The following is a 12,875-nucleotide window of genomic DNA, read 5'->3' on the forward strand; positions in this document are numbered from 1 at the left end:
GATTTAGGAGATAGTCCATGAAATTGCCGATTTACCTTGATTACTCTGCGACCACCCCGGTCGATCCGCGCGTTGCGCAAAAAATGAGTGAATGCCTGCTGGTCGACGGAAACTTCGGTAACCCGGCGTCCCGTTCCCACGTGTTCGGCTGGAAAGCCGAAGAGTCCGTCGAAAACGCCCGTCGTCAGGTGGCCGATCTGGTCAACGCCGACCCGCGTGAAATCGTCTGGACCTCCGGTGCCACCGAGTCCGACAACCTGGCAATCAAGGGTGCGGCACATTTCTATGCCTCCAAGGGCAAGCACCTGATCACCTCCAAGATCGAACACAAGGCTGTTCTCGACACCATGCGCCAGCTGGAGCGTGAAGGTTTCGAAGTCACCTACCTCGACCCGACCGAAGATGGCCTGATCACCCCGGCCATGATCGAAGCCGCGCTGCGCGAAGACACCATCCTGGTGTCGGTAATGCACGTGAACAACGAAATCGGCACCGTCAACGACATCGCCGCCATCGGCGAGTTGCTTCGTTCCAAAGGCATCCTGTTCCACGTTGACGCCGCTCAGTCCACTGGCAAGGTCGAAATCGACCTGCAGAAACTGAAAGTCGACATGATGTCGTTCTCCGCCCACAAAACCTACGGCCCTAAAGGTATCGGCGCGCTGTACGTTAGCCGCAAGCCGCGTGTGCGCATCGAAGCGACCATGCACGGTGGCGGTCACGAGCGTGGCATGCGTTCTGGCACCCTGGCGACTCACCAGATCGTCGGCATGGGCGAAGCGTTCCGTGTGGCCAAGGAAGACATGGCTGCCGAAAACGTCCGTATCAAGGCATTGAGCGACCGCTTCTACAAGCAGGTCGAGCACCTGGAAGAGCTGTACGTCAACGGCAGCCTGACCGCCCGCGTTCCGCACAACCTGAACCTGAGCTTCAACTACGTTGAAGGCGAGTCGCTGATCATGGCGCTCAAGGATCTGGCGGTTTCGTCCGGTTCGGCCTGCACCTCGGCGTCGCTTGAGCCTTCGTACGTACTGCGCGCCCTGGGCCGCAACGACGAACTGGCACACAGCTCGATCCGTTTCACCTTCGGCCGTTTCACCACCGAAGAAGAAATCGACTACGCCGCGCAGAAAGTCTGCGAGGCCGTTACCAAGCTGCGCGCTCTGTCGCCGCTGTGGGACATGTACAAAGACGGCGTCGATATCTCGAAGATCGAGTGGGCGGCACACTAAATATAGAAGCCGCCGGATACAGATCCTGTAGCGACGCGGCGGTTTACGCAGCGCAGTTGCAGGGTCTCAAGAGCGGCCCTGATGAGTGAGGATTGAGAATCATGGCTTACAGCGAAAAGGTCATCGACCACTACGAAAACCCGCGCAACGTCGGCAAGATGAACGCGGAAGATCCTGATGTCGGCACTGGCATGGTCGGCGCTCCGGCGTGCGGCGACGTGATGCGTCTGCAAATCAAGGTCAACGATCAGGGCGTTATCGAAGACGCCAAGTTCAAGACCTACGGCTGCGGTTCGGCTATCGCCTCCAGCTCCCTCGCTACCGAGTGGATGAAGGGCAAGACTCTGGACGAAGCTGAAACCATCAAGAACACTCAGCTGGCCGAAGAACTGGCTCTGCCGCCAGTGAAAATCCACTGCTCGGTTCTCGCTGAAGACGCTATCAAAGCGGCCGTTCGCGATTACAAGCAGAAGAAAGGCTTGATCTGACTTTCAAGATTTGGCGACGAGTAAGGAGTCAACGATGGCTATCAGCATGACAGAAGCGGCTGCTCGACACGTGCGGCGCTCCCTCGACGGGCGCGGCAAGGGTGAAGGGATTCGTCTGGGTGTTCGCACCACAGGCTGTTCCGGCCTTGCCTACGTGCTGGAGTTTGTCGACGAGGTGGTTGCAGAAGATCAGGTGTTCGAAAGTCACGGCGAGAAAGTGATCATCGACCCGAAAAGCCTGGCCTACCTCGACGGCACCGAGCTCGACTTCGTCAAGGAAGGATTGAACGAAGGCTTCAAGTTCAACAATCCCAACGTACGCGGTGAATGTGGCTGCGGCGAAAGCTTCAACATCTGAGGCTTGTCGTGGGTATTCCTTGTCATTTCGCTTTATTCGAGCTGCAACCGGGCTTTCGTCTGGATCTCGAGCAGTTGGCCACGCGCTATCGTGAGCTGGCGCGCGGTGTTCATCCTGACCGCTTTGCCGATGCTTCCGAGCGCGAGCAGCGGTCAGCGCTGGAGCAGTCTGCGCGGCTCAACGATGCCTACCAGACACTCAAGAGTCCGGCCCAGCGTGCACGCTACCTGCTGACCATCAGCGGGCATGAAGTGCCGATGGAAGTCACTGTCCACGATCCCGAGTTTCTTCTGCAGCAGATGCAATGGCGCGAAGAGCTCGAAGATCTGCAGGACAGTGCCGACCTGGCCGGTGTCGCGGCTTTCAAGCGTCGCCTGAAAACCGCCCAGGAAGAGCTCAACGAAAGCTTCGCAGCCTGTTGGGATGATGCAGCGCAACGCGAACAGGCCGAACGCCTGATGCGGCGCATGCAGTTCCTCGACAAGCTCACCTACGAAGTGCGCCAGTTAGAAGAGCGCCTCGACGATTAACCCAGTGCCGCTCCGGTCGCACGCCTGATATACAGATAAGTCCTGATCACGATGGCCCTACTGCAGATCGCCGAACCCGGCCAAAGTCCTCAACCACACCAGCGTCGTCTGGCTGTGGGAATCGACTTGGGCACTACCAATTCGCTGGTCGCTGCGTTGCGCAGTGGTCTTTCCGAGCCGCTGGCCGATGCCGAAGGGCGGGTCATCCTGCCTTCCGCCGTGCGTTACCACGCCGATCGCATCGAAGTCGGCGAGTCAGCCAAACTGGCTGCATCCTCCGATCCCCTGAATACCGTGCTGTCGGTCAAGCGCCTGATGGGTCGTGGTCTGTCCGACGTCAAGCAATTGGGCGATCAGCTGCCGTACCGCTTTGTCGGCGGCGAATCGCACATGCCGTTCATCGACACCGTGCAGGGCCCGAAAAGCCCGGTCGAAGTGTCCGCCGATATCCTGAAAGTATTGCGTCAGCGCGCTGAAGCCACCCTTGGCGGTGAGTTGGTGGGCGCGGTGATCACCGTTCCGGCGTACTTCGACGATGCTCAGCGCCAAGCTACGAAGGACGCGGCGAAACTTGCCGGTCTGAACGTGTTGCGTCTGCTCAACGAGCCGACCGCTGCGGCGGTGGCATACGGTCTGGATCAGCATGCCGAAGGCCTGGTCGCGATTTATGACCTGGGCGGCGGCACCTTCGATATTTCGATTCTGCGCCTGACTGGCGGTGTCTTCGAAGTCCTGGCCACTGGCGGCGATAGCGCGCTGGGCGGCGATGATTTCGATCACGCGATTGCCGGCTGGATCATCGAGAGCGCCGGTTTGTCCGCCGACCTCGATCCGGGCGCACAGCGCAGCCTGCTGCAAGCTGCCTGCGCAGCCAAAGAAGCCCTGACGGATTCTGACAGTGTTGAAGTTGCTTACGGCGACTGGAAGGCTCAGCTGACTCGCGAAGCCTTCGATGCGCTGATCGAGCCAATGGTCGCCCGCAGCCTGAAAGCCTGTCGCCGCGCCGTTCGTGATTCCGGCGTCGAGCTGGAAGATGTGCACGCGGTGGTCATGGTCGGTGGTTCGACCCGCGTTCCACGTGTTCGCGAAGCCGTCGCCGAAGCCTTCGGTCGTCAGCCGCTGACCGAAATCGACCCGGATCAAGTGGTGGCCATTGGTGCTGCGATCCAGGCCGATACGCTGGCCGGCAACAAGCGCGATGGCGGCGAACTGCTGCTGCTCGACGTGATTCCGCTGTCCCTGGGGCTGGAAACCATGGGCGGCCTGATGGAGAAGGTGATTCCGCGCAACACCACCATCCCCGTCGCTCGCGCCCAGGACTTCACCACTTATAAAGACGGCCAGTCGGCCATGGCGATCCACGTGTTGCAAGGCGAGCGTGAGCTGATCAGCGATTGCCGCTCTCTGGCTCGCTTCGAGTTGCGCGGCATCCCGGCGATGGTGGCCGGTGCGGCGAAAATTCGCGTGACCTTCCAGGTCGATGCCGACGGTCTGCTCAGCGTCTCTGCCCGTGAATTGGGTTCGGGCGTTGAAGCGAGCATTCAGGTCAAGCCATCCTATGGCCTGACCGATGGCGAAATCGCCAAGATGCTGAAAGATTCGTTCCAGCACGCCAACGATGACAAAGTCGCCCGCGTTCTTCGCGAGCAACAAGTCGATGCCCAGCGCCTGATCGAAGCGGTGCAGGGCGCTCTTGAGGCGGATGGCGAGCGCTTGCTAGATGCCGAAGAGCGCATGGTCATCGATCTGCAGGTGCAGGAACTGACCGAACTGATGAAAGGCACTGATGGTTATGCCATCGAGCAGCAGACCAAGCGTCTGTCGCAAGTGACCGATGCTTTTGCAGCCCGTCGTATGGATCAGACGGTGAAAGCCGCTCTGTCGGGGCGCAATCTGAATGAAATCGAGGATATCTGATGCCGCAGGTCATTTTTCTGCCCCACGAGAAGTTCTGCCCTGAAGGCATGGTCGTCGACGCTGCGCCTGGCACGTCGATCCTCGAACTGGCTCACGAGCACCACATCGAGATGGAAAGCGCCTGCGGCGGCGTCTGCGCCTGCACCACTTGTCACTGCATCATTCGCGAGGGTTTTGACTCGCTGGAAGAGGCCGACGAGTTGGAGGAAGATTTCCTCGATCGTGCCTGGGGTCTGGAAGCCCAGTCGCGCTTGGCTTGCCAGGCGATCGTCGGTGAAGAAGACATCACCGTCGAGATTCCGAAATATTCGCTTAACCATGCGGCCGAAGCGCCGCACTGACTGGTAAGACTGTCATGAGCTACGGTTGGAATGATGTTCAACGTATTGCAGAAGAGCTGGCTGAGGCCAAGCCGGGTGTAGATCCGTATTCTGTCAATTTCGTCGAGTTGCAGCAGTGGATCCAAGAGCTGCCGGACTTCGACAATACCTCTGGTCGTGTCGGCGAGAAGGTATTGGAGGCGGTTCAGACTCTCTGGGCCGATGAATTGGACTGATCGTCCTCGCAGGTTAGGCAATACCCAAGAACCCGCGTATAATTCGCGGGTTTAATTTTTCGCAAATTACCGTTTCTGGAGTTACACCATGGCTGTTCAACGTACTTTCTCCATCATCAAGCCTGACGCCGTTGCTAAAAACGTGATCGGCAAGATCACCACTCGCTTCGAAGACGCTGGCCTGCGCGTTGTAGCTTCGAAACTGAAGCAACTGTCGAAAGCCGAAGCCGAAGGCTTCTACGCTGAGCACAGCGCTCGTGGTTTCTTCGGCGACTTGGTTGCCTTCATGACTTCGGGTCCTGTTGTCGTTCAGGTTCTGGAAGGCGAAAACGCCATCGCTCGCAACCGTGAGCTGATGGGCGCTACCAACCCTAAAGAAGCTGCTCCAGGCACCATCCGTGCTGACTTCGCTGAATCGATCGACGCCAACGCCGTTCACGGTTCGGACTCCGAAGCCGCTGCTGCTCGCGAAATCGCTTACTTCTTCGCAGCTACTGAAGTAACCACTCGCTAAGCATTGGCTTAAGAGTGAAGGTGAATCCATGACGACATCGACTGTTAAAACCAACCTGCTGGGTCTGACCCAGCCGGAAATGGAAAAATTCTTCGACTCAATCGGGGAGAAGCGTTTCCGTGCCGGTCAGGTAATGAAATGGATTCACCACTTTGGCGTCGATGATTTCGACGCCATGACGAACGTCAGCAAGGCCTTGCGCGAAAAGCTCAAGGCTGTTGCTGAGGTCCGTGGTCCCGAAGTGGTCAGCGAGGACATTTCCAGCGACGGCACCCGCAAGTGGGTGGTGCGCGTGGCGTCCGGCAGCTGCGTCGAGACCGTTTACATTCCCCAGGGCAAACGCGGCACTCTGTGCGTTTCGTCCCAGGCAGGCTGTGCCCTGGACTGCAGTTTCTGCTCCACCGGCAAGCAAGGCTTCAACAGCAACCTCACCGCCGCCGAAGTCATCGGCCAGGTGTGGATTGCCAACAAATCCTTCGGCAGTGTTCCGGCTACCATCGACCGCGCCATCACCAACGTGGTGATGATGGGCATGGGCGAACCGCTGCTGAACTTCGACAACGTCGTGGCCGCCATGCATCTGATGATGGATGACCTGGGCTACGGGATCTCCAAGCGCCGCGTGACCCTGTCCACGTCGGGTGTGGTGCCGATGATCGATGAGCTGGCCAAGCACATCGACGTATCCCTGGCGTTGTCCCTGCACGCACCGAATGACGCATTGCGTAACCAATTGGTGCCGATCAACAAGAAATATCCGCTTAAGATGCTGCTCGAGTCGTGCCAGCGCTACATGTCCGCCCTTGGCGAGAAACGTGTGCTGACCATCGAGTACACCTTGCTCAAGGACGTCAACGACAAGCTTGAGCACGCGGTGGAAATGATCGAGCTGCTCAAGGATATTCCGTGCAAGATCAACCTGATTCCGTTCAACCCGTTCCCGCATTCCGGGTACGAGCGGCCGAGCAACAACGCCATCCGCCGGTTCCAGGATCAGCTTCACCAGGCCGGTTTCAACGTCACCGTGCGCACCACCCGTGGTGAAGACATCGACGCGGCTTGTGGTCAATTGGTAGGGCAGGTGCTGGATCGCACCCGTCGCAGCGAACGTTACATCGCCGTCCGCGAATTGAGCGCCGACAGCGATCTGGCACAGAACGCCGCGAACACTAACTAAGAGAGGATCTCTATGTCCCTGCGCTTTGCGCTGCTGTTGCTGTTGGCCAGCCTGTGTGCTGGTTGTGTCCTGTCGGGCGACTACAACCCGATGAAGACCAGCAAGGGCCGTGACGAAGCGCGAGCTGCCTACGTGCAGCTGGGATTGGGATACTTGCAGCAGGGCATGACCGAACGGGCCAAGGTTCCACTGAAGAAAGCCTTGGAGCTGGACGGGTCGGATCCCGACGCCAACGCCGCGCTGGGGCTGGTGTTCCAGGCCGAAATGGAACCTGGGCTTGCTGACGAACACTTCCGCAAAGCCTTGTCCTCCCGTCCCGCCGATGCGCGCATCCTCAACAACTACGGCAGTTTTCTCTACGAAGAACAGCGTTACAAGGAAGCCTACGAGCGTTTTGAACAGGCGGCCGCCGATACCCTGTATCCTGAGCGTTCGCGGGTGTTCGAGAACCTCGGCATGACGGCGGCAAAGCTCGGTCAGCGTGATCTGGCGCAGCAGCAGCTGGAAAAGGCGCTGCGTTTGAACCGCCAGCAGCCACGGGCATTGCTGGAAATGGCTGAGTTGTCATTCGAAGACAGGCATTATGTGCCCGCGCGTGACTATTACGACCGTTTCAGCCAGCTCTCCGAGCAAAATGCACGTAGTCTGTTGCTCGCCGTTCGGTTGGCAAAAGTATTTGAAGATCGCGACAAGGCCGCCAGTGCGGGCCTGCAATTAAAACGACTCTATCCCGGTACGCCGGAATATCAGCAATACCTGTCGGAGCAATGATGAAAGCGGCGCATCCCGAAGTTGTAGCAGCGAATCGCGTTAACCCCGGTGAGACCCTGCGCCAGGCCCGCGAAAGCAATGGCTGGTCGCTGGCCGAAGTGGCCCTCAAGCTCAACCTCACCGTGACTTCCCTGAGCAATCTTGAAGCCGGCGCATTCGACAAGTTGCCCGGGCATACCTTCGCTCGCGGCTACATTCGCGCCTACGCCAAATTGCTCGGCATGGATCAGACCGTTCTGGTCCAGCAATTCGACCAGTCTACCGGCACCGATTCCCAAGGCAGCAACGTCCACGCTCTGGGCCGTATCGAAGAGCCGGTACGGGTTTCCCACACCATTTTGCGTATCGTCAGCCTGTTGCTGCTGATCGCAGTCATCGGCGGTGGTTTCGTCTGGTGGCAGGATCAGACTTCGCAGCGCACCAAGGACCTGATTGGCCTGGCCCCGGAGCACGTCGAAGTCGAAGGCGCCGATGGCACCACCCAGATTCATCCGCTCGACGAGCCGGAAGATCAGGCAGTCGCGGAAGGCGAAGCCGAGGGCTCGACCGCTCTGGCACTGCCTCAATCGGAATCCACGGCTGAATCGACCGGCGCCGAGACCGATGCCGCGGCTCCAGCGACTGCACCGGTTGCTCCGGCACCTGCTGCGCCAGCCGCTACTCCGACTGCACCGGCTCATACGCCAGCGCCTGTGGTTGCTGCTCCTGCAAATCCGGCACCTGCCGCTCCGGCCACGCCTGCACCGACCGTTACTGCCCCGGCAGCTCCGGCCGTCGCGGCACCCGCGCCGACAGCGCCCGTTGCTCCGGCTGCTGGTCAAGGCCAGGTTCAGGTGCAGTTCATCGCCGATTGCTGGACTCAAGTGACCGATGGCAGCGGCAAAGTGCTGTACAGCGGCCTCAAGCGTAAGGGCGACAGCTTGTCTGTCGTCGGCAAGCCTCCGTTTGCCGTGCGTCTGGGCGTTGCCCGTGGCGCGCAGGTCAGCTACAACGGCCAGCCGGTCGATGTCGCTCCGTTCACCAGTGGCGAGACTGCTCGCCTGAAGTTGGGTCAATAAGTCATGCACGGCGAATCTCCAATCAAACGTCGCGAATCGCGCAAGATCTGGGTCGGTAACGTGCCCGTGGGCGGCGATGCCCCTATCGCTGTGCAGAGCATGACCAACAGCGACACCAATGACGTCGCTGCCACCGTCGCGCAGATCAACCGTCTGGAAGCCGCCGGCGTCGACATCGTCCGCGTTTCGGTGCCGGACATGGACGCCGCCGAGGCGTTCGGCAAGATCAAGCAACTGGTCAAGGTGCCGTTGGTTGCCGACATCCATTTCGACTATAAGATCGCTCTGCGCGTGGCCGAACTGGGTGTGGACTGCCTGCGCATCAACCCGGGCAACATCGGTCGCGAAGACCGCGTGCGTGCGGTGGTCGATGCCGCCCGTGACCGCGGGATCCCGATCCGCATCGGCGTCAACGCCGGCTCGCTGGAAAAAGACCTGCAAAAGAAATACGGCGAGCCGACGCCGGCCGCGCTGGTCGAGTCCGCCCTGCGTCACGTCGAGCATCTCGAACGCCTGAATTTCCAGGACTTCAAGGTCAGCGTGAAGGCTTCCGACGTGTTCATGGCCGTTGAAGCCTACCGTCTGCTGGCCAAGGAAATCGTTCAGCCACTGCACCTGGGCATCACCGAGGCCGGTGGATTGCGCTCTGGTACAGTGAAATCCGCCGTGGGCCTAGGTATGCTGCTCGCCGAGGGGATTGGCGATACTATCCGCATCTCGCTGGCGGCCGACCCGGTCGAGGAAGTGAAGGTCGGTTACGACATTCTCAAGTCTTTGCATCTGCGTTCCCGTGGCATCAACTTCATCGCCTGCCCGAGCTGCTCGCGGCAGAACTTCGATGTGGTCAAGACCATGAACGAGCTGGAAGGGCGCCTTGAAGACCTGCTGGTGCCGCTGGATGTCGCGGTGATCGGTTGCGTGGTCAACGGCCCCGGCGAAGCCAAGGAAGCCCATATCGGCTTGACCGGCGGCACGCCAAACCTGATTTACATCGACGGCAAGCCGTCGCAGAAACTGACGAATGACAATCTGGTGGACGAGCTGGAAAAGCTGATCCGCGAGAAAGCGGCCGAGAAGGTCGAAGCTGACGCAGCGGTTATCGCGCGCGGCTGATCGAACGAATTAAGGAATTTCTGTGAGCAAGTCTCTGCAAGCCATTCGTGGCATGAACGACATCCTGCCGGAACAGACGCCGGTATGGCGTTATTTCGAAGGCACCGTTTCGCGTCTGCTGGATAATTACGGTTACAAGCAGATCCGCATGCCAATCGTCGAGTTCACCGAGCTGTTCAAACGCTCGATCGGTGAAGTGACCGACATCGTCGAAAAAGAGATGTACACCTTCGAAGACCGCAACGGCGACTCGCTGACCCTGCGTCCGGAAGGCACGGCCGCGTGCGTACGTGCGGTGCTCGAACACGGCATCACCGGCGGTGGCCAGGTACAGAAACTCTGGTACATCGGCCCGATGTTCCGTCACGAGCGTCCACAGAAAGGCCGTTATCGCCAGTTCCACCAGATCGGTTTGGAGGTGTTCAACCTCGACGGTCCGGACATCGACGCCGAACTGATCATCATGACCTGGCGCCTGTGGGGCGAGCTGGGCATCCGCGATGCGGTCAAGCTTGAACTCAACAGCCTCGGCACCAGCGAATCCCGCGGCCGTTATCGTGAAGCGCTGGTCGAGTACCTCTCGGCGCACCACGACAAACTGGACGAAGACAGCCAGCGTCGCCTGAAAACCAACCCGCTGCGCGTGCTCGACACCAAGAACGCCGACACTCAAGCGGTGTTGGTCGATGCGCCGAAAATGGCCGACTACCTGGATGACGAATCCCGTGCCCACTTCAAAGGCCTGAAGGCCCGTCTGGATGCCGTCGGTATTCCTTACGTGCTGAACCCGAAGCTGGTGCGTGGTCTGGATTACTACAGCAAAACCGTATTCGAATGGGTCACCGACAAGCTCGGCGCCCAGGGCACCGTTTGCGCGGGTGGGCGCTATGACGGTCTGGTCGAGCAGATGGGCGGCAAGCCGACCCCGGGCGTCGGTTTCGCCATGGGCATTGAGCGTCTGGTACTGCTACTGGAAACCCTGGAGCAGATCCCGGAAGAAATCTCCCGTCAGGTCGACGTCTATCTCTGCGCCTTCGGCGAAGAAGCAGAGCTGGCCGGTCTGGCCCTGGCCGAGCGTGTACGCGACCAACTGCCCAACCTGCGCCTGCAAGTCAATGCCGGCGCCGGCAGCTTCAAGAGCCAGTTCAAGAAAGCCGACAAGAGCGGTGCGCTGTACGCACTGATCCTCGGTGACGACGAAATGGCCCAGCAAGTGGTAGGTTTCAAACCCCTGCGTGGCCAGGGCGAACAACAAAGCATTGCCTGGGATGCGCTCGCTGCACACCTGGCCACCTGCGTCGTGCAGGGTTGAAGCTGTCCAAACAGCCGATTTAGCGATTAAGGAGTATTGGGGTGTCGAGTACCGAAGACGAACAGTTGGCGGATTTGAAGGACTGGTGGACACGCAACGGCAAACCTCTGGTCACCGGCGGCCTGTTGGCGCTGGTCATCGTGTTCGGCTGGCAGGCTTATCACAAGTATCAGAGCAACCAGTCGCAAGGCGCCTCGGTGCTCTATCAGCAATTGCTGGAAACCACGCTGACCCCGGACGGCAAGCCTGACGCCGCGCGCGTTGCGGATCTGGCCGGCAAGCTCAACAGCGAATTCGGCGGTTCTGCCTACGCGCAGTACGGCAGCCTGTTCGTGGCCAAGGTAGCGGTCGACAGCGGCAAGCTGGACGACGCGGCGACCGAACTCAAGGCCATCGTTGCCAAACCGGCCAACCCGGCGCTGGGCGAAATCGCCCGTCAGCGTCTGGCGCAGGTACTGGGCGCACAGAACAAGGCCGACGAAGCCCTGAAACTGCTCGAAGGCGATGCCGACAAGTCGTTCCTGGCCACTCGCGAAGAACTCAAGGGCGACCTGCTGGTACAGCTGGGCCGTACCGACGAAGCGAACGCGGCGTATCAAAAAGCCAAGGCAGCACTGTCGGATGAAGCGGCGGTCGGTGGCCTTCAAATCAAGCTGGACGACCTGGCCAAAGGGGATGCGTGACGTGATCCGTTGGAAGCATGCAGCATTGCTGGCTCTGGCCATTCTGGCCGCGGGTTGCAGCAGCAACAGCAAAAAAGAACTGCCACCGGCCGAGCTGACCGACTTCAAGGAAGAAGTGGTCCTGCACAAGCAGTGGAGCCGCTCGATCGGTGACGGTCAGGGCGAAACGTACAACATGCTGGTGCCGGCGATCGACGGTGACACCATCTACGCGGCCGACGTGACCGGTATCGTGATGGGCCTGGATCGCGGCAACGGTGACGTGAAATGGAAGAAAGACCTCGAACTGCCTGTGTCCGGCGCCGTTGGCGTGGGTTACGGTCTGGTCATGGTCGGCACCCTGCGCGGTGAAGTCGTTGCCCTCGACGCCATCAACGGCGAAGAGAAGTGGCGCTCGCGCGTCAACAGCGAAGTCCTCGCGCCACCGGCCAGCAACGGTGACGTGGTGGTGGTACAGACCCAGGACGATCGTCTGATCGGTCTGGACGCGTCCACCGGCAACCAGCGCTGGGTGTATGACAGCACGCCGGCCGTACTGACCCTGCGCGGCACCAGCGCACCGATCGTCACCAACCGCCTCGCGGTGGCTGGCCTGTCGACCGGTAAAGTGGTCGCTCTCGACATTTCCAACGGCGTGCCGGTCTGGGAACAGCGGATCGCGATTCCACAAGGTCGTTCGGAACTGGAGCGCGTGGTCGACATCGACGGCGGTCTGCTGCTGTCCGGCGGTACCCTGTACGTCGCCAGCTATCAGGGTCGCGTTGCGGCACTGGACCTGGAAAGCGGCCGTCAACTCTGGCAGCGCGACGCGTCGAGCTACGCCGGTGTTGCCCAGGGTTTCGGCAACGTCTACGTAAGCCTGTCGTCGGGTACCGTTGAAGGCGTCGACGAGCGTTCCACCACAGCACTGTGGAGTAACGACTCGCTGGCCCGTCGTCAACTGTCGGCGCCGGAAGTGTTCTCCAGCTACGTTGCAGTCGGTGACCTGGAAGGTTACCTGCACCTGCTGAGTCAGGTGGACGGTCGCTTCGTCGGCCGCGAGCGCATCGACAGCAACGGCCTGCGTGCCCGTCCGCTGGTGGTGGGTGACACGATTTATGTGTATGGCAACAGCGGCAAACTGGAAGCCCTGACCATCAAGTAACAACTATGCTTGGGGTTAATTC

At 60.0% G+C, this 12,875-nt stretch carries 15 protein-coding genes; all 15 read left to right on the forward strand.

Features of this window, described 5'->3' with window-relative positions; all coding sequences use genetic code 11:
• Positions 1 to 17: 17 nt before the first annotated feature.
• The 15 genes from QRN46_RS00450 (at position 18) to bamB (ending at position 12,853) form a co-directional block, all read left to right on the forward strand.
• Positions 18 to 1,232 (forward strand): IscS subfamily cysteine desulfurase, encoded by a 1,215-nt coding sequence (locus QRN46_RS00450; protein ID WP_007956689.1) that lies wholly within the window; start codon positions 18 to 20, stop codon positions 1,230 to 1,232.
• Between the two features lie 101 nt (positions 1,233 to 1,333).
• Entirely contained in the window at positions 1,334 to 1,720 is a 387-nt protein-coding gene (gene iscU, locus QRN46_RS00455) for a Fe-S cluster assembly scaffold IscU (RefSeq protein WP_003227907.1), read from the forward strand.
• 34 nt (positions 1,721 to 1,754) lie between these two features.
• Positions 1,755 to 2,078: an iron-sulfur cluster assembly protein IscA gene (iscA, locus tag QRN46_RS00460; RefSeq protein WP_003227904.1), complete on the forward strand. Its 324-nt coding sequence runs from the start codon at positions 1,755 to 1,757 to the stop codon at positions 2,076 to 2,078.
• A gap of 8 nt (positions 2,079 to 2,086) precedes the next feature.
• Positions 2,087 to 2,608, forward strand: coding sequence for a co-chaperone HscB (gene hscB, locus QRN46_RS00465; protein ID WP_011335815.1), 522 nt, complete (start codon positions 2,087 to 2,089; stop codon positions 2,606 to 2,608).
• Between the two features lie 51 nt (positions 2,609 to 2,659).
• Positions 2,660 to 4,525 (forward strand): Fe-S protein assembly chaperone HscA, encoded by a 1,866-nt coding sequence (gene hscA / locus QRN46_RS00470; RefSeq protein WP_221615272.1) that lies wholly within the window; start codon positions 2,660 to 2,662, stop codon positions 4,523 to 4,525.
• Positions 4,525 to 4,866, forward strand: coding sequence for an ISC system 2Fe-2S type ferredoxin (gene fdx / locus QRN46_RS00475; protein WP_007956685.1), 342 nt, complete (start codon positions 4,525 to 4,527; stop codon positions 4,864 to 4,866). The genes hscA and fdx overlap by 1 nt, the downstream gene beginning before the upstream one ends.
• Positions 4,867 to 4,880: 14 nt before the next feature.
• The gene (iscX, locus tag QRN46_RS00480; protein WP_011335813.1) at positions 4,881 to 5,081 is read left to right on the forward strand and encodes a Fe-S cluster assembly protein IscX; all 201 of its coding nucleotides are present in this window, start codon (positions 4,881 to 4,883) and stop codon (positions 5,079 to 5,081) included.
• 88 nt (positions 5,082 to 5,169) lie between these two features.
• The gene (gene ndk / locus QRN46_RS00485) at positions 5,170 to 5,595 is read left to right on the forward strand and encodes a nucleoside-diphosphate kinase (RefSeq protein WP_039765715.1); all 426 of its coding nucleotides are present in this window, start codon (positions 5,170 to 5,172) and stop codon (positions 5,593 to 5,595) included.
• Positions 5,596 to 5,623: 28 nt separating this feature from the next.
• Positions 5,624 to 6,772 carry a dual-specificity RNA methyltransferase RlmN gene (rlmN, locus tag QRN46_RS00490; RefSeq protein ID WP_007964428.1) on the forward strand — a complete coding sequence of 383 codons (1,149 nt, stop codon included), beginning with the start codon at positions 5,624 to 5,626 and terminating at the stop codon, positions 6,770 to 6,772.
• A gap of 12 nt (positions 6,773 to 6,784) precedes the next feature.
• The gene (gene pilW, locus QRN46_RS00495) at positions 6,785 to 7,543 is read left to right on the forward strand and encodes a type IV pilus biogenesis/stability protein PilW (RefSeq protein ID WP_011335810.1); all 759 of its coding nucleotides are present in this window, start codon (positions 6,785 to 6,787) and stop codon (positions 7,541 to 7,543) included.
• Positions 7,543 to 8,601: a RodZ domain-containing protein gene (locus tag QRN46_RS00500; RefSeq protein WP_011335809.1), complete on the forward strand. Its 1,059-nt coding sequence runs from the start codon at positions 7,543 to 7,545 to the stop codon at positions 8,599 to 8,601. Before pilW ends, QRN46_RS00500 begins: the two co-directional genes overlap by 1 nt.
• A gap of 3 nt (positions 8,602 to 8,604) precedes the next feature.
• Entirely contained in the window at positions 8,605 to 9,714 is a 1,110-nt protein-coding gene (gene ispG / locus QRN46_RS00505) for a flavodoxin-dependent (E)-4-hydroxy-3-methylbut-2-enyl-diphosphate synthase (RefSeq protein WP_007956680.1), read from the forward strand.
• Between the two features lie 22 nt (positions 9,715 to 9,736).
• A complete protein-coding gene (gene hisS / locus QRN46_RS00510) occupies positions 9,737 to 11,026 on the forward strand; it encodes a histidine--tRNA ligase (RefSeq protein WP_011335808.1) in 1,290 nt (429 codons plus the stop codon).
• A 41-nt stretch (positions 11,027 to 11,067) separates the two neighbouring features.
• Complete coding sequence (locus QRN46_RS00515) at positions 11,068 to 11,709, forward strand: tetratricopeptide repeat protein (RefSeq protein WP_011335807.1); 642 nt, start codon at positions 11,068 to 11,070, stop codon at positions 11,707 to 11,709.
• Positions 11,702 to 12,853 (forward strand): outer membrane protein assembly factor BamB, encoded by a 1,152-nt coding sequence (gene bamB / locus QRN46_RS00520; RefSeq protein ID WP_221615273.1) that lies wholly within the window; start codon positions 11,702 to 11,704, stop codon positions 12,851 to 12,853. Before QRN46_RS00515 ends, bamB begins: the two co-directional genes overlap by 8 nt.
• Positions 12,854 to 12,875: the final 22 nt, after the last annotated feature.

Origin of the sequence: Pseudomonas sp. lyk4-R2A-10 (assembly GCF_030209075.1) — a bacterium.
GTDB classification, from domain to species: domain Bacteria; phylum Pseudomonadota; class Gammaproteobacteria; order Pseudomonadales; family Pseudomonadaceae; genus Aquipseudomonas; species Aquipseudomonas glycinae.